The following is a 19,581-nucleotide window of genomic DNA, read 5'->3' on the forward strand; positions in this document are numbered from 1 at the left end:
AAACAAGTCGGAATAATCCAAATTCATGGGCCCTACTAAGTATTGGACAACTCATGGTTTGGTACCCTAAAGACAAGGAATTTTGGCAAATTTGAACCACTCAAGCACATCAGTAGATTTAATTTAAATGCCTAAAATTTTCAGCACCTATGACCGATAAATTCCCAAAGATTTAAATTTAATTGAAAACGAATAACTATGTCACAATAGTTTAAATTAAATAAAAAAATAACTAGTGTCTAGCTGAGGTTTTTCTATGTCTTTCAACTATAAAAAAAGCGGTGATCAGCACTCTAACGATAGTTTCTGGACTTCCTATTCAGATTTATTCTTAGGACTTAGTTGTATCTTTTTACTTTTGTATGTTGTTTCGAGTATGCGCCAGGGAGCGGACTCAATTAAGCAACAAGTAGTGAACGAGCAATTGTCTCAGGAAAATAACGACCTAAAAAATCAGTTAAAGGCCTACGAAGATATCAAGAACCAGTACATGAAAGACCAGGCCAGCGTTGAAGAGAAAAACGAGTACAACGAACTGGTTGATAAACTCTCTCTTCTGCAGGAAGAAAACCAGTCTGAAAACGACAAACTAAAAAAACAACTTTTAGAAAATTCAAAAAAAGAAGCTTCACTTAATAAGTATCAGCAGATGGTAAGAAACATGCTGAATGCTAACAAGCTTGCGAAGACGAAAATCAATACACGTGAAGTGGTGATTGAAGAGAAGTCGCAGGTTATCGAAGTGAAAGAAGGTCAGATCTCTGATCTGGAAAAAGAAGTTCAACAAAATAAGCAGCTGATTGCTAAAGGTGAGCGCGACATCACTGAAGCAAAAGAGCAACTTGATGTTCGTTTACATGAGCTACGTTCTGCTTATAAAAATAATAAAATCACTCGTGCTATTTTAGAGAAAAAGATGGCGCAGGCCAATTCAGAAAGTAAAAATAAAGTTCAGGCCTTGCAAGCTGAAAAACAAAAATACCAGGAAGAGCTTACTGGTGTGACTCAAAAGTTAAATGCAGTGGCGTCTAACCTTGATGAGACTAAGGGATTACTGGAAAAGAAAACGGGTGAAGCTGAAATGCTTCAAAATAAAGTTTCACAAACTGCTGCTGAAGGAAATGCAAAAATTGCGAACCTTAAAGCAGGATTTGCTGCTCAACAGGCACGTGAGAAAGCGGCCTTTGAAGGAGAGCTCGGAAAGATGAAACTTGGTGCAGCTGAAAGAGAGCGTAGAGAAGGCGCTTTCAGGGCCGCTGCTGCTGATAAAGAAAGAGCGATGAACGATAAGATCGGTGGTCTTCAAGGGGAACTTGGAAGAGCAAAAGCTGAACTTGAAGCAAGACAGATGGTTGCTAAAGATATCGCTAAGAGTTTTGCTAACGCTGGAATTAAGGCGGAAGTTAACAATGAGACAGGTGAAGTCCTTCTGGATTTCGGAGAGTCATACTTCGATAGTGGTTCTGCTCAGTTGAAAAATGAAATGAAGCACGTTATTGAAAAGGCCGTTCCAATTTATGCAAAATCACTTTTAGGAAATTCAAAAATTTCTGAAAAAGTTTCTGCCGTTGAAATTATCGGGTTTGCCTCTCCTACTTATAAAGGAAGATTCGTTGATCCAAAAAGTAGCGCTAAAGAAGATAAAGAAGCTCTTAAGTACAACATGGATCTTTCTTACTCGCGTGCTAAATCGATCTTCAACTACATGATCGATAATCAAAAAGACCAAAATCCATACAACAAAAGCTTAATGGCCCTGATGAAAGTTTCGGGACGAAGCTTCTTAGAAGCAGGGAATGTTAAAACAAACGTAAGCCCTGAAAAATTTTGTCAGGTGAACGATTGTAAAAAGGCCCAGAGAGTTGTTATCAGATTCAGTATGGATAAAAAATAATTAACGAATAAGATTTTTTCATATCAAGCAAGGAGTTACTAATGTCTGCCCAAACTACCACTCAGTGGATTAACTGGTTTATCTACAGCTTGCCCTACATTATGGGAGTGTTTTTTATTGTCGCTGTGATTATAAGAGTCCTGATTCACTTTACAGTTAAGCGCCATGAATGGTTTGCCATTGAATTTGAAAAACGCGTGAATCAATTTGTTGAGTCGCAAGACCCAGGGCAGGTTCAGGATGTTTCTTTTTATGTGTTATCTAAAAAATATTTAGAAAAAACATATTATGAAGTTTTCGAATTAAGAGACAGAATGCAAAGAAGAAAACCCGACAGAATGATGAGAGTCGGAGACAGAGTGTTTTTAATTAAACAAGGCTGTGCCTGGTTAGTTAAAGATATTTTAAAGCAGATCAAATTTTTAAAGTGGACACAAGACACTCCAAAAATGCTTAACATCACCAGAACAACTTTCAATCACAATCCGTGTTTCAACAGAATCTTCGGGATCTTCCCGATTGGTGTGATGAACGATTTAGTTTCAATTCTTCCAGGTCTATTCGTTGTTGCCGGGATTTTAGGAACGTTCTTAGGTATTAGAGGTGGTCTTACAGCTCTAGGGTCTATGAGTGTTGAAAACTTAGATGCGACAAGAAAAGTAATGGATCATTTCCTTCAAGAGATCGCTTTTGCCATGGGGTCATCGATCGTTGGTATTACCTTCTCACTTATGCTTCACGTGATTAACACGATCTTCAATCCAGACAGAGTGTTTTCGTCAATGATGGATCGTTTTGAAAGTGCACTGGATTTACTATGGTACAGAAGTGACAACAATAAGTTTCCAGATCATAATATACCATTCAATGAACACCGTGATCCATCTGAAGCATTGGCAGAAGAGGCCATTAAACTTGAGACTTCTAAGATGACTCAGGCAAGCTAAAAGGAATGATTACTCGATAATGAATAACGCTCACGTATTGCTTAAAATATTGATTTCTTCCCCCGATAAAAACGAGACTGTCAGTCTTGAGGGGGAAGAATTCATCTTCGGCAGAAACTCTGCTTCGACAGTTCACCTGAACGATCCCGCATTCAGCAGATCTCATTTTAAACTGGTGGCCGACAGTCACTCAATGAAACTTGTTGATATGGGTTCATCTAATGGAACCTTTATTAATGGAGTTCAGGCGAGTCCTGTAAATGCTGAAGCGATTTTAAACGGGGATATGATCACCGTTACTAACTCTGATATCAAAATCACGATTGTGAGCATTGAGAGAGAGGCAGATGGTGATGCGACGACTATTTTAAAATACACTCCACAACAATCACTCTCTGAGGACTCTTTTGGCATTGATCACTTAAGCCAGGAAATTATTAAAGAGGCCAATTTAAGGGTTGAAGAAATCATCAGGACTGCTCACATTGATGCTCAGGAAATTATCCTGGCCGCTCAAAGAAGCAGTGATAAATTAATTGCTGATAAGCAGGCCCATGCTGATGCTTATATCGAAAAGCAAGTTGTCGATAAAAAGACCGCTCTAAAAAAAGAATTGGAAGTTGAAAAAGCTCATAGGCTTGAAGACATTAATGATCTTTTTGAAATAGATAGAAAAAATCTCTATGCCGAGTTAGAAGATAAGGCAAAAAAAATTGAAAGTGACCACGCTAAAAGACGTGAAGAATTAAGTAACGAACTTAAGTCGGAAATTGATAAAATTCAGGCGAAAAAAGTTGAGCTTAAGGATCTTGATAAGGTTTTTGAGGCCGAAGTCGACAAAAAGAAGAAAGATCTAGACGCTCAGATTGCCACTCAAAAGAAAGAGTTAGCTGCGCTTACGGCCAATCAAGAATCAGAAATGAAAAAGCAGATGCAGCTGGTGGATGAGCAGATTGCCACGCAAAAGCAAGAATTGGCTGCGCTTACGGCCAATCATGAAGAAGAAAAGAAAAAACAGCTGCAGCTGATGGAAGCGCAGTTTGAAAATAAGAAATTTAAATTAAAAGAAGAGCTCGACGCCGTTGAATCTAAAGTGGCGGCAGCTCAAAAAGAGTTTTCATCGCTGTATGAAAACTATAATACGCAAAAAGACACCCAGGTTAAAACTCTTGAGGGGCTAATCGCTCAAAAAGAGCAGGTCATGTCTGAGATTAAAACCTTAACTGAAACACTGGCGAATCAAAAAATTCAAAATGCGAAATTTTCAGCAGATACCAGAACTCAGATGGATGCTCTTCAATCTGAAATTGATAAAATCCAGAAGACTAAAATTGAAATAGAAAATACTTATAAGACTTCAAAAAACTCACTGACTGATCTTCAACTGAAAGTCACTGAGACACAAACTGCAGTTCAAAAAGAAGACCATGCTTTAAAACAAAAAAAGCAGGAGTTGCAAGGGGCAGAGGCAGAACTTAAAAAACTTGCCGCAGAAAAAGATGAAATCATGAGTAAACTCACTCCACTTAAAACGGAGTTGTCTGAGTTAATTAGAAAGAATGAAGCGGCCTCAAGGCAAAATAATGACTTGAGAGCTGAACACAATAAAGAAGTCACGGCACTTAAAGGCAATTTTCTGCAAATGAAAAAAGACCTTGAAGAAGAGATGAGAAAACATAAAACCGCTGAAGAAGAGCGTCTACAAAATCTGACTCGCCATGAATTAAATCAAATTAATAAAATTAAAGCAGACTCCCTTCGTATTGTTTTAGACCTGGAAGATTCAATTACAAAAGAATTGTCGAACTCCACATCAAAGGTTTTTGCGACAACTATCGGGATGACAAAATTCAGAGAGATTGCCCCGGACTTCGAAAAAAGTATCCGCGCGTCTTTGCAGGCCGGAGTTTTAAAACTTCTGCAAAATGAATTGACTCCAGCTGATCCTAATAAAAAGAAAAATCTTTCATCGACACAAAAATCATGGAAGCCAATGGCCATTGGTCTTTCAATCGGGGCGATTGTGTTTGGTGCGATCCCTCTAGCTCTTCAGCACGTGAAAGATCAAAACGATCCGGTCAGACTGCAAATGGAAGCTGATGCCAGAGCTGCGGCAGCTCCACCTATAAAAGTCTTCACTCCAACAAAAGTTAATAAGCTAGGAGCTACACTGGTAGACTCTGTGATTTATACCGATCAATTTTATGAAACGGTGACGATGGAAAAATTTCGTTCAGGGCTAATGAAAGAAGGAAGCGTCTATCTTTATAAACAGTGGAAGATCGACGAAGAAAAATCAATCCAGAGTTATTCAATGATTTTGTCATTAATCGATGTGCTTCATGAAAAAAGCGGGAAGATAGATCCTGATTTTGAAAAACGCGATATTGGTAAAATGAGTGCCATGGAAAAAGAAACCATGAAAAAACTCGAGAAGATTTTAGGTAACGAAGTCAGACTTGAAGCTGCTATGAAGTTTCAGACTCGTTATTATGAAGACTATGTGATGAATGTTGTGCCAGCAGCTGCAGCGACTAACTAACGAAGGAAATCAATAATCTGATCTTTGGTTGGAACTTTGATGTCTTGCTCTTTGATGAATTTTTCAGCTTCACCTTCAATCATCATGATCTCTTTTGAGTAATTTTCCCAAGCATAAAAAGCAACATAGGCCAGAGCGAGTAGGAAACAACCGCGCATAATCCATCTGAAGACCTTTCTATAGTCTTTAGTTGGGTAGGGTTTCGGTCCTTTTTCAGAGGCCTGGATTCGACCTAAAAATGCTTCTACTGAAAGCTTTTTAGCACGCTCACCAAACTTTCTGATCAGCTTTTCATTCAACATCAGGTTTCTTTGTTTAATCATGTCATTGATTAAAAATTCCTGAACGGCAAGTGAAGCTTGTTCTGCTATATCTTTTTTGCTGTCGATTTTGAACTGCTCGAATTTTGTTTTTAGCTCTTCAATTTTTTCCAGCTCAACTTTTCTCATTTCAAGTAGAGTGGCCTGCTCTTTTGCTTTGTTCATCTGAGATTCTTTTTCAATCTCTGTGGCCTTTTTATGAGCATCTGAAATAATCGATTGAACCTTTAAATTGGCCTGAATGAAATTTTCATCTTTAAGCGCTTCAGTCTTAGCAAGAGCGGCTTCATGACGTTTTAATACATCCTGCGCGGCCTCTAGTTCTGCTTTAAGCTGCAGGTGTTTGTCTTCCCACTTAGCTTTCTCATCCATGATCATATCATCAGCTTTTTCTTTCATTTTTAAAGAATAGCCATGAGTTTCATTATTTTTAGCAGCAATTTCCTGATCAGCGTGCGATCTTAACTGGAAGATCTCGGCCTGGGCCTTTTCTTTTAATGCCTGGGCCTCTCTTTGAGCGTTGGCCTTTAACATTTCATTTTCTTTTAGGAATTGAGACTTCATAGTTTGAAATTCTAATTCCATGGCCGCTATTTGGCGTTCAGCATCTTTTTGCAGAAGTATTTTTAAGGCATCAGCATCAGCTTGTCCCTGAGCGATGATCTTGTCAGATTTCTTTTGAGCGTTTTCTTCGATCCATTTCGTTTCATTAAAAGCATTTTCTTTTTTCTGCTCTATTTTTTTCAATTCAAACAGTAGGTGAGACTTCTGTTTTTCAACATCAGCTTCCATCTCTTTGATTTTTTCTTTCTTTTCAATTTCTAAATCGGCAAAGAACACTGTCTTTCTGGCATCCAGTTCTCTAACTTCATTAGCACTTCTATCGGCCACATCTTTAGCTTTGGCATTTGCTGCCGCAAGCATTCTTTGAGCGTCGTCCTTAGCAGAACTGATAATATGATCAGCAGTATTTTGCAGTTCAGAAACCTTTTCCTGAAGTTCTCTTTCTTGTTCAAGCAGAGCATTTTGTCTGTCCATGAACTTATCAGCTAAACCTTTACCTTCAGCAATTAAGCTTTCAAAGTTGATTTGAGCAGTATTTTTTTCTTCTAAAAGAGTGTTGTATTCACGAGTTGTTTTTTCAAATTCATACTCATGGCGCTTGAAACTGATATGAAGTTCGTTAATATCGCGTTCAATCTGGCCTTTATCAGATCTCATTTGTGAGATTTCAGACTCCATAAACTCTTTGTGGGCCTGAACTTTTTCAGCCTCAGCAAAGATCTTCGCGGTCTGAGTTTTGGCCTCAATGAGTTCTGTTTCAATGCGAGCACGCGCTCGTCTTTCTTCCATGACAATTTCTTCAAACTTTATGTCAGCATTTTTTCTCAGCGTTGTGGCCTGAGTTTTTATATCATCAAGAAGTGTGTTTTCATTTCTTATTTTTTCCTGGATGGATAAAACATTATCTTCCAGGTGTTTAATTTTTTGCTGGTATTGTTCTTCGTCTTTTTTGAGCCCTTGAATTGATGTCTCAATTTTTAAGGCCGTGACTTTGAACATCTTAATGGATTCATCAGTTTCACTTTTCGTTGACCTGACTTTTTCCTGAAGTGAGAGGATTGTTGAGCTTGTTTCTTGTTTGATTCTTTCTGCTTCAAGCTTACTTTGGTTAATGATGTCCTGAGCTTCTTGCTGGGCCCGAAGAAGGATGGCCCTTTCTTCTTCTTTTGCTTTTTGTAAGACTTCGTTGGATTGTTTTAAAGCAATATCTCGAAGTTTATCTGACTCTTGGTTGATCAGATTCTTAACTTTATTTTCCAGTCCTGCTGAATGAGCTGGCCTTGAAGCAGGGGTGTCGTTTTCGACAATCCTAATCGCCGTTCTGGTTGCTACACGATCAACTTCAGGAGCACCGTTGGCCACTAGAAGTGTCGGAGTTTCAATTTGTGAAAACTCTTTCGGGATGATTCTGTGAACAAGAGTTTTCTCATTGTCAGAATTCATGGCAGCAGCTTGCTGATTGACAGCTTTCATCCTAATATTTTCAATCGTGATGGAAATACCGGCCGTGGATCTGCCTAAGTAAATAACATCGCCTGGAGAATAAATTGTTTTTTTTCCAGTCTCTAATTTTTTTGAATTAAACCATGAACCATTTGAAGAACCTAATTCTTCAACAAAGATAATGTCGTGCTCGAGTGAGATTTTTAAATGCTTGCGGCTGATCAGGTCTTCGTTTACTTCAATATCACAGTCTTTCCCACGTCCTAAAACGCAAGCTTCCTTACCAATATCAATTGATTTAGGAGATTTTAAGCCGTGAATAGTAACCTTAAATTGCAGTGACGTAATCCACCCACAAAGCGTTCGTGAACAAATTTAATATTTGCTCGCTTTTCTTGATCGGATTTGGATAACTTTTTAATTAGTAATATTATTGAGAAATGCCCGACTGTGTAAGTCGGGCAGGGTAAGTTATGAGAAATTAGTCATTTTTAGTTTCTAACTTGTAAGAATCCCCACGTTCAAGTGGAGTCAGCATCAGGTATAAAGAAGGAACAACAAACAGGGTAAGGAATGTCGAAACAATCGTCCCACCGATGATTGAAAGACCCATTGGGATTCTAGTTTCAACTCCAATACCAGAACCTAAAACCAGAGGACCTGCGGCCGCAATCGTCGCTACAGACGTCATAATGATGGGCCTTAAACGAACCGGACATGCTTTTAGTAAGGCATCCAGTGGAGGCTCATTTTTGCCATCGAGATGGCCTTTACGAATTTGATTAGTAAATTCTACGAGCATGATGGAGTTCTTTTTAGCAATACCCATTAAAACGATCAGACCGATGAATGAGAAAAGGTTTAATGAAACGTTGAACATCCACAAAGCTATCAAAGCGCCCGTCACTGAGAATGGCAGGGCCACAAGAACTGAGATAGGGTGAATGAACGAGTCAAACTGCACAGCTAAAATAAGGTAGGCCACTAAGATACCAATCATTAAAGCTGAGTATAAACTTGCAAACGATGAAGCAAATCCGGCAGAGGCCCCTTCAAGTGCGAATGAATAACCACCTGGGAGAATTTCACCAGCGATAACTTTTGCACGATCTAAAACTTTAGACTGAGACACACCTGGAGCTAAGTTACCAAAGATTGAAATCGCTCTTTGACGATTAACTCTCGAGATACTTTGGATCGCTCTTCCTTCTTCAATTTTAACCAGTTCATAAAATGGAATTAAATTTCCAGCAGAGTTCCTTACATAAAGATGTTTGAAGTCTTCGGCCGTTTTAATCTGGTCATCTTTAATTTTAAATCTAATGTCGTAGCGTTTTCCATCAAATGTATATTTACCCTGACGAGTTCCGCCGACACCGGCAGCGAGAATCATACCGACTTCTTCAACGGAAACTCCGCGAAGACTCATGGCCTTTCTGTTTGGTCTTAGGATTAACTCTGGAATACCTACTTTAAAGTCTGTATCCATATCTACGCCAAGTTTTTCATCTTCAAGACGCTTCATTAAGATTTGAGATTTTTCCTGAAGGATTTTTAAATCAGGCCCTCGCAGGTTAATACCAATCGGGTTTTGTCGCCCTGATGAAAGGTTTCTTGCCGAGTTATCTCTGATAGTGACTCGTATCCCTTTCACGGCCTTAAAGGCCTCACGTAGGTCATTCATGATTTCAATGTGACCTTTCTTACGTTGATCGCGTGGCTTAAGTGTAACCGGCATAAAGGCCTGGCTGGTATTAGATCCACCACCGAATCCACCAATACCTACGAAGAAGCCTTCAACGTTTTCATTTTTATTTAAAATATCTTCTAACTCTTTTGTAATGTCACTTGTGATTTCAAGCGCAGTTCCAGGAGGTGTTTGTGCCTGAATAATAAGTAAGTTCTGATCCTGCTGAGGAACAAACTCCTGACGAACTTTCGTGATAAGAAATAAAGACACTATAAAGAAGATCGCTGAAGCGGCAACAACCAGGTATCTATAATGAAGTGTGACGGCCAGGACTCTTTGATATTTTTCTCCAAACTTATGAAAAGCTTCATCTAAAAAATGCTCAAATTTAGAAATCTTTGGTTCTGAACTTAAAAGGGCAGCAGCTCTCATTGGCGTAATGGTCATGGCCTCAAGAAGTGAGATCAGAACGCACGCACACATTGTGACACCGAACTGGAAGAAAAATTTCCCGATAATTCCTTCCATGAAAACAACCGGAAGGAAAACGGCAACAACCGCAAGTGTGGCCGCAATAGCAGCAGGTAAAACCTCTTTGGCCCCTTCACTGGCCGCAGTTTTTGAGTCTTTCCCCATACGATAATGTCGGACGATGTTTTCCAAAAGCATGATGGCATCATCAACAACGATCGAAATAGAAAGAGTCAAAGCAAGAAGTGTGAACAGGTTTAAGGTAAAACCTGAAAAATATAAAATAGTAAAGGTCCCGACAATTGATGTGGGAATAGAAAATAAAATGTTAATGGCCGCTTGTAAGCTTCCTAAGAATAAAAAACAGATAATGATGGTAATGATGGCCGCTACCCAAAGCTTTTCCACCGTTAAATGAACGGTAGACTCTGTTGATTTGGTGTAGTCGATACTTACGCGGTAATCAAGACCTTTGGGGAAAGTCTTTTTGATCTCCTGGAATTTTTTGATAACTTCTTCAGCAACAACAACTTCATTAGTTCCACGTTGCTTTTTGACCATGATCCCAATGGCCTGCTTTCCACCTACGCGCGACAGACGTGTGATGTCTGAGAGACCATCTTCAACACGTGCGACATCTTTAATAAAAATATCACGGTTAAAAATTCGCTCTCCGCCGCGCTTTAAGATGCGGATGTTTTCTACTTCAGATAAATCGGCCGCTTCACCTAACCAGCGTACACGTAGCTCTCTTCTGCCTTCCGTGAATTGTCCGGCCGCACTTTCAACGTGCTGAGAGTTTAATGCCGCAACAACGTCGGTTACAGTCAGTTCGTACTTTTCTAATTTTTTAGTATCGATCCAGATTCTTAAATTTCTATCACTGGCCCCACCAACGTTAACTTCACCGACTCCGGGAAGAAAGCGGATTTGATCGAGCAGGTAACTGTCGGCCCACGCAAGCATTTCTTTTAAAGTGGCATCACCGAAAACGGAAATAATTAAAATCGGATCTTCTTCCGGGTTTTGTTTTCTAACGACGGCCGGGTCGATCCCTGTCGGAAGTCTGATGGTACTGATGGCCGATTGAACCTCTTGAAGAGCTACGTCAACATTCCGATTGATATCAAATTCTAAAGTAACACGACCAGTCCCTTGACCGGCGCTTGAGCGCATTTCTTTAATACCTTCAATCGCTAAAAGCTTTTGCTCAATAGGGTCGATAAGTTCTGACTCTACAACTTCAGGAGCGGCCCCTTCATAGTTAACTGAAACGTTAATGATAGGAAAATCCACATCTGGAAGCTGACTGATCCCCATCTGATTTACACAGATGGCACCAAATACAATAAGAGAGAACATGAGAACCCATGCAAAGACGGGTCGCTTTATGGAAAGGTCGATTAAATTCATTTCAATTCCTTTTGAGGTGTGCTCAAAAAGTATACGAGACAAATTTCAAAAAGTTTCACTTAAAAATTATAAAATATCAGATTTTTTGATCTCAACCCATTGGCCTGGAAGTAGTTCTCCGAGCTTATGCTTTCCTACCTGCATGCGGATCAAGCGGAGAGTGGGGTGGTTTATACTGGCCGTCATACGACGAACCTGGCGGTTTTTCCCTTCGCTAATTTTGATTTCAAGCCAGCATGTGGGAATAGATTTTCTAAAGCGTACAGGAGGATTTCGTTCTGCCATTTCCGGTTGAGGATCGAGGATTTTCACAGTCCCGGGCTTAGTTTTATAATCCTGAATTTCAATTCCACCTTTTCTGATTTTATCCAAGGCCTCGGTCGAAGGAATATTTTCAACTTGAACCCAGTAGATTTTTTCTTTATCAAATTTCGGGTTTAAAAGTTGATCAATGAAAGTGCCATCATTACTTAAGATGAGCAGGCCCTCAGAGTCTTTATCAAGGCGTCCACAGGGATAGACATCCTTTGGCAGGTTGAAAATGCTCAGGGTTTCCTCGGGATTATCTGAGGTGAATTGGCTCAAGATTCCATAAGGTTTAAAGAATGCGATATAAATTGGTGATGACATTAAACCATCGTAACAGACTTTTTTAAATCTTTGAAGAACGCAGATTACTGTGCACTTTATTAAATAAACAAAAAGAAGTCTAAATAGGTGAAGTATTTATGCTTGCCACATGGTCTCGAGTCCATAAAAATACTTTTAAGCAGATTAATGAGTTTCATAAGGATAAAATATGTTTAGGGCCTGTATGACATTTACGCTGATGGCCTTTTTTCTAATGGCCGGATTTTCTTCAGAAGTATCCGCTAAAACAGTTAAGAAAAAAGCTAAAACAAGCAAAAGTTACGTTTCAACAAATAGTAAGAAGAAAAAATCAAAGAACAACAGAGTGGCAAAGACCAGACGTTATAGACGATCGGGGACAGGTCCGGATCTTCGCACGCTGACGACTGAAAAACCGAATACTGAATATATCGAAAACCCAGATAACGGCGTCAATGCTGTAGAAACAAAGTCGGAACTGTAAAATGAAAAATTTTTTAATCGCATCGGCCCTTATTCTACCAATGACTGGTTTTGCTAATACCATCAGTTTTAAATGCCAATCAATCGACGTTCAAGGAATTCATAAATTTGATGCCGAAGGAATTGTCAGTGTTGATGACGTTAATAACGTTGAAGGTGTAGTTTCACTTCATGCTGAAAAAGCTCAATCAGCTCAGTCTGTGCAAACATTTGAAGAAGTTCGCGTGCAAGGATTTATCCGTCACATTGAAGCTGGTGAAGTTGTCGCTACTGAATTTGATCAGATGGTTTTAACAACTAACGAGCCATACCTGAAATCAATTAATTTATTATTGGGATACCCAGATAGATTAGCTTCAAAAGTTTTCACGATTGATAACTTTTCTTTTAGATCAAACTGCAAAATTACGAAATAATGAGCGCTGCTTTTGAGAGTTAATTTTCAAAAGCAGTTCTTCCTCTGACGACACTATCAACCATTACATCAAACATACGATCTAGTTCTTTAAGAACTAGTTCATCATTTTCTAAAATGCCAAGTGCGCGAGCAAGAGCTTCATAAGTTGAAAGGCGATTTTCATCGGAAGATTTTCGAAGTTTATATCTTCCTGGAACTCCCGGAGGAAGTTTTACACACTGAATACCTTGAAGACCAACTTCTCGACGATAAAATTTTACCGCTTGTGACCAGGTTCCATCAGGGACAATAAGATGAAATTTCTTATCTTTGTTTTGTTCAAAAAATTCTGGTGTTAATTCAATGGCATCTTCATGAGGAAATAAATAAAGAGGCATTTCATCTGGAGATAATCCAATTGATTCAATTGAAAATGGTTTATCAGGTAAACCACGCAGAGAAATTTTACAATTTGGCAAAGCAAGACAGGCGAGATTGGCAGTATTTGAAGTGAGGTGAGTTTCACGGTGATGCATGATGATCGAGACGCGGGTTTTCGTCTGAACTTCAGTTAATTTTCCGCAGAAACACAAAGTATTGTGGATCTTACAACGAAGACAACGTTTACCTGCTGATGCTCGTCTTTTATTCACGTGATTTTTTGTGTCTGATTTTTACTTCGGCATCAAGCTTTTCAATAGCGGCCTTCATGATGTCGTAAGCTTTGTCTTTTAACATTCCAGCATCTTCAACTTTTAATCCAGCTGTTGGAATAGGCGGAAGAGCTTCCATGATAATTGTTCCCGAATGCCATTTGTTTAAATGTACACCTTCAACAATATAGTTATTCCATGCAACCGGAACGATAGGAACACCAGCTTTGATCGCTGTGATAAATGGGCCTTTTTTAAATGGAAGAAGTCCGCGCCCGCGCGAGCGAGTCCCCTCAGGCATAATCCAGACAGAAATGTTTTTGTTCTTTATTGTGTTAGCTGCAATATCCATAGTCTCGAATGCTTTTCTTTTATTGCTTCTGTTGATTAGAATATTTCCTGACAACCAATAATAAAGACCAAAAAATGGAATATATAAAATGTCTTTTTTTCCGATACTCACAGTTCTTTTTGGCAATGCCATGGCCCCTGCAAAAATATCTAAATTGTCCTGGTGATTACTGATGAAAACACATGGACGGTGTTCGTTCATGAGATGTTCGTTTCTCATTTCGATCTTAAGGCCTAAAATAAAACGCCCGTATTGCAACAGTTGAGTTGTGACACGAATATTTTTTGGATTAAAAGGACGCAGGATACAGGCGATTATTCCTATAACAGTTGTGATGATAATCCAGATACAGATAAGTGGTAATCTAAGTATTAAAAGCATATGCGGACATATTTACATAAAAAACACACGATTTCTATGAATTTCAGGCCAATTTGTCAGTGATATCGCCTTGTTTTAAGTGAAAGTGTTCGTTTATCAATATAAGTCTGGGTGATTTTCGCATCTTTATGGTTGAGATAATCACGGACGTATAACAAATCTTTCGATTTTAAATAAAGTTCAGTGGCACAGGCCTTTCTAAAACTATGGGGTGTGATTCGAGTTGTGATCTCATTGTTGGGAATGGCCCTTTCAATGATCTTGATAATTTTGTTGTACATGGCCTTCGGTGAATAGGCCTTCCCTTTTTTGGTTTGAAAAAGAAAAATTTTATTGAATTCATTTACGCCGACATAAAAATTAAAATTCTTAAAAATAAGTTCGTCTTTTTGAATCACTAACGTGTGAACATATCCACCTTTGCGATTAAAAGTAATCGTGCGTGAAGCACGGTCAAAGTTTGAAATTTTAAGCTCACAAAGTTCACTTAAACGAAGGCCCCCATAATAAAGCAGATAGAGGATTAATCGCTCACTGGTTCTAAAGGTTTGTTCTTCAATTTTTTTGAAGTCGGCCTTATCTATCATGGTCGTTGGGACCACATCAATTTCTTTAAGAGTAATTGCGTGGATTTTACTCTTCACCGGATTCTTATTAAATTTATCCGAGGTGTCTTCATGGGTTTCTTTCAAATACTCGAAGAAATTCTTAAGGCTGGATAAATGGCGGCGTCTAGAGGACACACTCATGGGACTTTGGAAAAATAGGAGATACTTTTCCGTACGTTTTTTAAAGAAGGCCTTCCCTATTATAAATTTGAACCATAATAAAAAAATCGTTCCTGGATTTTCGCCATTTCTGATGACTTCCTGGTGAACATTTCCGCCATTGCCTAAAAATTCTTTATATTTCCCGATGGTTTCACCGTTCACTTTTTCAATTTTTTGATGCTCTTCGTGCTCCATCCATTGAAAAAATTTTAGCAAATCAGCTCTATAGTTTCTGATCGTATGTTCCGATTTATTTAAGCGTCTTAAATTTTGAAGGTATTCATCGAGCAATAGATGCGATGTAGGCAGGCTTTCCAAATTTTTTAATCCTTTAAAAAATGCGGTTGATGAGAAGTCTAAATTTTTACGTGCAGGTCTTGATAGCTTCCAAAAAATTCAATCAGAAACAAAAAAAGCTACATATAATTTATATTATATGTAGCTTTTTAATTTTAAGTCAAAGAAATCGTTAACTTTTTCTGTAATAGCTAATTTAAGCCCAAAATATCTTCAAGCACTGTATCTTCATGCATAGATTTATCTACAGACACATCTGTATCTTCCATTTGGTGATCTTCATCAGTCACGCGAAGGTCGTATTCACGATTTGAGATTCTCGATTGAGCTTGAGCAAGCTCGTTGTAAAGAGCACGGTAGTTTAACTTCCCATATTCGAAATTTACAGCGCCCAAATCTTTTCCAGTCATCTCAATTTTGAAGTAAATAAGTTCTTCAAGTTTTTCCTGAGGCAATAATGAGATTAAAAATCCCACGCCAATTTTGTTGAAAATTCCGTGCTCATTTAGCTTCACAAGTTTACGAGTCATAATCTCTGAATCGTTTTCTTTGTTTTGAAGAATCGAGTAAATATCATCAGCAAGATTTTCTAAACGCTCTTCTTTGATGAAGCGGTTAATGAAAAGGAAGTCCTTCAGTTTGCTTAAAGTTGAATCAGAGTCGTCCAGAACGTGCTCTTTTTTCTTTTTAACTGTGTAGGCAACCAGGAGTTTGCGTAATTCCTCTTTAGAGTAAACATTTAGGTATTTAAACCCTTGGGCCTTTAAAACCAATTGGAAGTAGATACGAGTATCGATTTTCTTTTTACCGTCTTTCCATTCAGGAAGGTCTAATTTATCTGAGAATTGAGCAGGGATTTGGCCAATGAGAAATTTTTGAATAGCTTTTTGCTCAGGAGCTCTGAAAAACTTATCTTTACGCTCAAAAGTTAAACCAAAATCAGGGTTCTTCTTTTTTGTGTCTTCAGAGTTAAGTCTTGGAATCAAACCATAGTTGTTCTGGAAGCTTTGATCTTTTAAATCAAGGAACCATTTATCTGTCTTGGTTTGCATATATTTTGAGTATGTAGGGTATAGGAACTCAAGATTGTTTTCGTTCTTATCAATATAAGTCACTTTGTTTTCAGTATATGTATTGTCTTTTTTGAAAGACGTTACAAGTAGAGCAAGTTTTAAGTGTTTTGCTTCTGCTTTATAGTTATTGAATCCTTTGAAGATTCTTGAAACTCTGCGGTCTTTTGGCTCACGTGTTTTATCAGCTTCAAAAATTTTGTCAGCTTTTTCATATGAAGAAATAAGTTTTTCTTTAAGATCTGCACCGTCAAACTTATTCATGACAATAACGTCTTTGAATTTTAACGTTGATTTTAAAATCTGGTTGTAAGCATCTTTGGCCTCATCATTTTTTAAATCAAAAACGTAGTCTACGATAAATTGTGAACCGGGATTGATTCCATAACCTAGCTCTACAAGGTCTTGTTCAACTAAACGGTCAATCTGTCTGTCTAAAACTCTTACACCGAAGAACTTGAAAGAAAGTCCTGCTTCAGCGCTCGTTCCGCGAGAGTATCCACGGCGTGACATAAGCTTTAAACGAACGTGAGTTTCGTCAACTTTAAAAACCTGAACAATAAACTCTCCGCTCACGATCCAGTAAACACTGGCACCGGCATCAACAACAACTGAGCCTGCTGTCGAAGTAGAAACACCTGCAGAAGCGGCAACGTTGAGTGTTGCTGGCATACTAACGAAGTCACCAACATTTAAATTTTTAAGAGCAAGATCAGCACTTAGTGGAAGTCTTTTTGGAGTGTAGGGAAGTGACTTAACCGCTTCCTTTTTATTTTTAAATTGTCTTACGAAAAAGAAGCTGTTTTTTCTATCAATAGAAAATGAAAAAGGAGTGTCAGCAAAATTGTCAATCATGTCACCTACATCAACACCGGTTTTTAAATCCCACTTGTCGATACGTGTGTAGTATTGATCCATATATGAAGCTTCAACTTCATAACGATACTTTGTTGAAATATTAATCCCGTTAACGAGATCAAAATCTCCCAGGTCAGCACTAAAGCTAATGTCTAGATCTGCGATTTCATCACGCACTTTTTTTGGCAGTTCTCTGTTGTCAAGAAAGTCCCCAAGACCTGCTTGTGAAACCTGAATACTGAAAGCGGTTGTAAGAATCGACGCGAGTAAAAATCGAAATGTTAAATTTTTCATCTGAAATCCCTTGGTATTATGCGCGTATCTTAGCTCCTTATATTGCTGTGTACCACTCGGAGATTAGGAGTATGTATTTTTTACTAGGTAGTACAAAGGTTGTTTGATAAACTTTTCCCAATGGAAATCTTTGATCCTCTTTTAAAAATTGCGACTGATCCACTCGCTTTTTTTCAATTTTTTGGCTACTTAGGCCTTGCTGCAATTTTGTTTGCAGAAGTTGGGTTATTTGGATTTTTTCTTCCAGGGGATTCACTGCTTCTAACTCTTGGATTGATCTCGGCAAAAGGCGATATCGATATCAAAATCCTGATCCCATCTTTACTGGTGGCCACTATTCTAGGTGATCATTTTAGTTATTTTCTAGGCCGCAAATTTGCTGACTGGACCAAGAAGAATATGAATAAAATTCTTTTAGAGGAAAAGCATCTTGATATGGCCCACACCTTTTATTTAAAGCATGGTGGAAAGACTATTTTATTTTGTAAGTTTATTGCCTTCGTTAGAACGTTCGCACCTTTCATTGCTGGTACAAGTAAAATGAGTTATCTCAAGTTTACTTTATACGAAGTGGCCGGAGCAGTACTATGGGTGGTTGGAATCGTCGGTGGGGCCCATTACCTTGGTAAAACAGTCGACTTTGACATCACTGCTTATTTTCACTATTTTGTCATACTGTTGATTATTTTGCTCATTTCTCCATTTTTTTTAAAATTCTTCAAGAATAAGCGATAATAAAATCATAAAATATTAAATGACCCCTATTTATAAATCGCGAGGATTTTATGAAGACTATTAAGAAAGATTTAACCCTGACCCTCAAAGATGGTGCTCATCGTGAATTCCGAACTGATGACTTCTGGAGAACAATTCCTGCATGGAAAGATGTCTCTAAAGAAGAGTTCAGCGATCACATGTGGCAGATGAAAAATTCAATTAAAAAAGTAGAACAAGTTAAAACTGTTCTTGCTGAACTATGTACTGAAGAATTTTACCAGGACATGCTGGACGGACAACATAAGACGCCGATGAACATCAGGATCACTCCTTATGTATTCGCACTAATTGACTGGAAAGATCCGGTCAACGATCCACTTAGAAAACAATTCCTTCCGATTGGATCACAATTCCTACCGGATCATCCTTACTATGAAGCTGATTCACTTCACGAAGATGTGGATTCACCGGTTCCAGGTCTGACTCACAGATACTATGACAAAGTTTTATTCTTACCGACGACTATCTGTCCGGTTTACTGTTCATACTGTACGCGCTCACGCCTTATTGGTGGATCGACTGAGACAGTTGAAAAAGAAACTTACGGTGTTAACACGGCAAGAATGGAAGCGGCGTTTGAATACATCAGAAACACTCCTCAAGTTGAAGACGTGGTTATCTCTGGTGGTGATGCTTTCATGCTTACATCAAAACAATTAACTTATATCGGGGAAAGTTTATTAAACATCCCACATATCAGACGTATTCGTTTTGCCACGAAAGGGATTGCGATCTATCCACAAAAAATTACTTCAGACCATGAATGGTTCAACGCTCTATGCGGTGTTCATCAAATGGGGAAAGATATGGGGAAATCAGTAGTGGTTCACACTCACTTTTCTTCACCAAAAGAAATTACCATTTACTCTAAGATGGCGATGGATAGATTATTTGCTGCCGGAATTATCGTAAGAAACCAAGCGGTTCTTCAAGAAGGTGTTAACGACAGTATCAACGACATGGTTCTTCTGATCCGTCAGATGGAGTACATGAACGTTCAACCATACTACGTTTATATCCACGATATGGTTCCAGGGTGCGAGCACTTTAGAACAACTATCGCTGAATCAGTAGCTCTTGAAAAAGCAATGCGTGGGACGACTGCCGGATTCAACACACCAACTTTCGTGTGTGATGCTCCAGGTGGTGGTGGTAAACGCCATATCGCTTCTTACGAATACTATGATGAAGAAAACGGGATTTCAGTTTGGACAGCACCAAACGTAAAACCGGGCGAAGTCTTTTTCTACTTCGATCCAATCAGAAAGCTATCACCGGAAGCTCAAGCTCGTTGGGCCGATCCAATGATGCGTGAAAAGATGATCGCCGACGCTAAAGCAAAAGCAGGATTTTAAT

Annotated in this window: 14 protein-coding genes and 1 pseudogene; 7 read left to right on the forward strand and 8 right to left on the reverse strand. The window is 38.6% G+C overall.

What is annotated here, in order from left to right:
- Positions 1-256 precede the first annotated feature (256 nt).
- Genes SHI21_RS18550 through SHI21_RS18560 form a run of 3 tightly spaced genes read left to right on the forward strand, consistent with a single transcriptional unit; the run spans position 257 to position 5,383 of the window.
- A complete protein-coding gene (locus SHI21_RS18550) occupies positions 257-1,894 on the forward strand; it encodes a hypothetical protein (RefSeq protein WP_323578561.1) in 1,638 nt (545 codons plus the stop codon).
- Positions 1,895-1,935: 41 nt separating this feature from the next.
- Entirely contained in the window at positions 1,936-2,841 is a 906-nt protein-coding gene (locus SHI21_RS18555; RefSeq protein ID WP_323578562.1) for a hypothetical protein, read from the forward strand.
- A 19-nt stretch (positions 2,842-2,860) separates the two neighbouring features.
- Positions 2,861-5,383, forward strand: coding sequence for an FHA domain-containing protein (locus tag SHI21_RS18560; protein WP_323578564.1), 2,523 nt, complete (start codon positions 2,861-2,863; stop codon positions 5,381-5,383).
- On the opposite strand, the gene SHI21_RS18565 is transcribed toward SHI21_RS18560, so the two are convergent.
- The 4 genes and pseudogenes from SHI21_RS18565 to SHI21_RS18575 all read right to left on the reverse strand — a co-directional run bounded on the left by SHI21_RS18565 (position 5,380) and on the right by SHI21_RS18575 (position 11,914).
- Complete coding sequence (locus SHI21_RS18565; protein WP_323578565.1) at positions 5,380-7,740, reverse strand: coiled-coil domain-containing protein; 2,361 nt, start codon at positions 7,738-7,740, stop codon at positions 5,380-5,382. The genes SHI21_RS18560 and SHI21_RS18565 overlap by 4 nt on opposite strands.
- A 51-nt stretch (positions 7,741-7,791) precedes the next feature.
- Positions 7,792-8,085: pseudogene (locus SHI21_RS20710) on the reverse strand (FHA domain-containing protein); the annotation flags it as partial.
- Positions 8,086-8,191: 106 nt separating this feature from the next.
- Positions 8,192-11,284, reverse strand: a complete 3,093-nt coding sequence (locus SHI21_RS18570) for an efflux RND transporter permease subunit (RefSeq protein ID WP_323578567.1) — start codon at positions 11,282-11,284, stop codon at positions 8,192-8,194.
- A 66-nt stretch (positions 11,285-11,350) separates the two neighbouring features.
- Positions 11,351-11,914: a pseudouridine synthase gene (locus tag SHI21_RS18575; RefSeq protein WP_323578568.1), complete on the reverse strand. Its 564-nt coding sequence runs from the start codon at positions 11,912-11,914 to the stop codon at positions 11,351-11,353.
- 184 nt (positions 11,915-12,098) lie between these two features.
- Here SHI21_RS18575 and SHI21_RS18580 point away from each other — a divergent pair, with 184 nt between their 5' ends.
- Both SHI21_RS18580 and SHI21_RS18585 read left to right on the forward strand, forming a co-directional pair.
- Complete coding sequence (locus SHI21_RS18580; RefSeq protein WP_323578569.1) at positions 12,099-12,377, forward strand: hypothetical protein; 279 nt, start codon at positions 12,099-12,101, stop codon at positions 12,375-12,377.
- A gap of 1 nt (position 12,378) precedes the next feature.
- Positions 12,379-12,792: a hypothetical protein gene (locus tag SHI21_RS18585; RefSeq protein ID WP_323578570.1), complete on the forward strand. Its 414-nt coding sequence runs from the start codon at positions 12,379-12,381 to the stop codon at positions 12,790-12,792.
- Between the two features lie 19 nt (positions 12,793-12,811).
- On the opposite strand, the gene SHI21_RS18590 is transcribed toward SHI21_RS18585, so the two are convergent.
- The 4 genes from SHI21_RS18590 to SHI21_RS18605 all read right to left on the reverse strand — a co-directional run bounded on the left by SHI21_RS18590 (position 12,812) and on the right by SHI21_RS18605 (position 17,448).
- Positions 12,812-13,426, reverse strand: a complete 615-nt coding sequence (locus tag SHI21_RS18590; RefSeq protein WP_323578571.1) for a tRNA-uridine aminocarboxypropyltransferase — start codon at positions 13,424-13,426, stop codon at positions 12,812-12,814.
- Positions 13,419-14,159 carry a lysophospholipid acyltransferase family protein gene (locus SHI21_RS18595; RefSeq protein WP_323578572.1) on the reverse strand — a complete coding sequence of 247 codons (741 nt, stop codon included), beginning with the start codon at positions 14,157-14,159 and terminating at the stop codon, positions 13,419-13,421. The genes SHI21_RS18590 and SHI21_RS18595 overlap by 8 nt, the downstream gene beginning before the upstream one ends.
- A 56-nt stretch (positions 14,160-14,215) precedes the next feature.
- The gene (locus SHI21_RS18600; protein WP_323578573.1) at positions 14,216-15,247 is read right to left on the reverse strand and encodes a tyrosine-type recombinase/integrase; all 1,032 of its coding nucleotides are present in this window, start codon (positions 15,245-15,247) and stop codon (positions 14,216-14,218) included.
- 170 nt (positions 15,248-15,417) lie between these two features.
- The gene (locus SHI21_RS18605; protein ID WP_323578574.1) at positions 15,418-17,448 is read right to left on the reverse strand and encodes a hypothetical protein; all 2,031 of its coding nucleotides are present in this window, start codon (positions 17,446-17,448) and stop codon (positions 15,418-15,420) included.
- Between the two features lie 120 nt (positions 17,449-17,568).
- Between SHI21_RS18605 and SHI21_RS18610 the strand changes: the two genes are divergently transcribed.
- Together SHI21_RS18610 and SHI21_RS18615 are read left to right on the forward strand one after the other, a co-directional pair.
- The gene (locus SHI21_RS18610) at positions 17,569-18,183 is read left to right on the forward strand and encodes a DedA family protein (protein ID WP_323578575.1); all 615 of its coding nucleotides are present in this window, start codon (positions 17,569-17,571) and stop codon (positions 18,181-18,183) included.
- Positions 18,184-18,233: 50 nt separating this feature from the next.
- Positions 18,234-19,580, forward strand: coding sequence for a KamA family radical SAM protein (locus tag SHI21_RS18615; RefSeq protein WP_323578576.1), 1,347 nt, complete (start codon positions 18,234-18,236; stop codon positions 19,578-19,580).
- Position 19,581 lies beyond the last annotated feature (1 nt).

Source organism: Bacteriovorax sp. PP10, assembly GCF_035013165.1.
Classification (GTDB): Bacteria; Bdellovibrionota; Bacteriovoracia; order Bacteriovoracales; family Bacteriovoracaceae; genus Bacteriovorax; species Bacteriovorax antarcticus.

Coding starts and splice junctions, on each gene's coding strand:
- SHI21_RS18580 (WP_323578569.1), top strand. CDS start 12,099: ATGACATTTACGCTGATGGCCTTTTTTCTAATGGCCGGATTTTCTTCA.
- SHI21_RS18610 (WP_323578575.1), top strand. CDS start 17,569: ATGGAAATCTTTGATCCTCTTTTAAAAATTGCGACTGATCCACTCGCT.
- SHI21_RS18570 (WP_323578567.1), bottom strand. CDS start 11,284: ATGAATTTAATCGACCTTTCCATAAAGCGACCCGTCTTTGCATGGGTT.
- SHI21_RS18595 (WP_323578572.1), bottom strand. CDS start 14,159: ATGCTTTTAATACTTAGATTACCACTTATCTGTATCTGGATTATCATC.
- SHI21_RS18615 (WP_323578576.1), top strand. CDS start 18,234: ATGAAGACTATTAAGAAAGATTTAACCCTGACCCTCAAAGATGGTGCT.
- SHI21_RS18605 (WP_323578574.1), bottom strand. CDS start 17,448: ATGAAAAATTTAACATTTCGATTTTTACTCGCGTCGATTCTTACAACC.
- SHI21_RS18560 (WP_323578564.1), top strand. CDS start 2,861: ATGAATAACGCTCACGTATTGCTTAAAATATTGATTTCTTCCCCCGAT.
- SHI21_RS18565 (WP_323578565.1), bottom strand. CDS start 7,740: ATGAAAGCTGTCAATCAGCAAGCTGCTGCCATGAATTCTGACAATGAG.
- SHI21_RS18575 (WP_323578568.1), bottom strand. CDS start 11,914: ATGTCATCACCAATTTATATCGCATTCTTTAAACCTTATGGAATCTTG.
- SHI21_RS18550 (WP_323578561.1), top strand. CDS start 257: ATGTCTTTCAACTATAAAAAAAGCGGTGATCAGCACTCTAACGATAGT.
- SHI21_RS18585 (WP_323578570.1), top strand. CDS start 12,379: ATGAAAAATTTTTTAATCGCATCGGCCCTTATTCTACCAATGACTGGT.
- SHI21_RS18555 (WP_323578562.1), top strand. CDS start 1,936: ATGTCTGCCCAAACTACCACTCAGTGGATTAACTGGTTTATCTACAGC.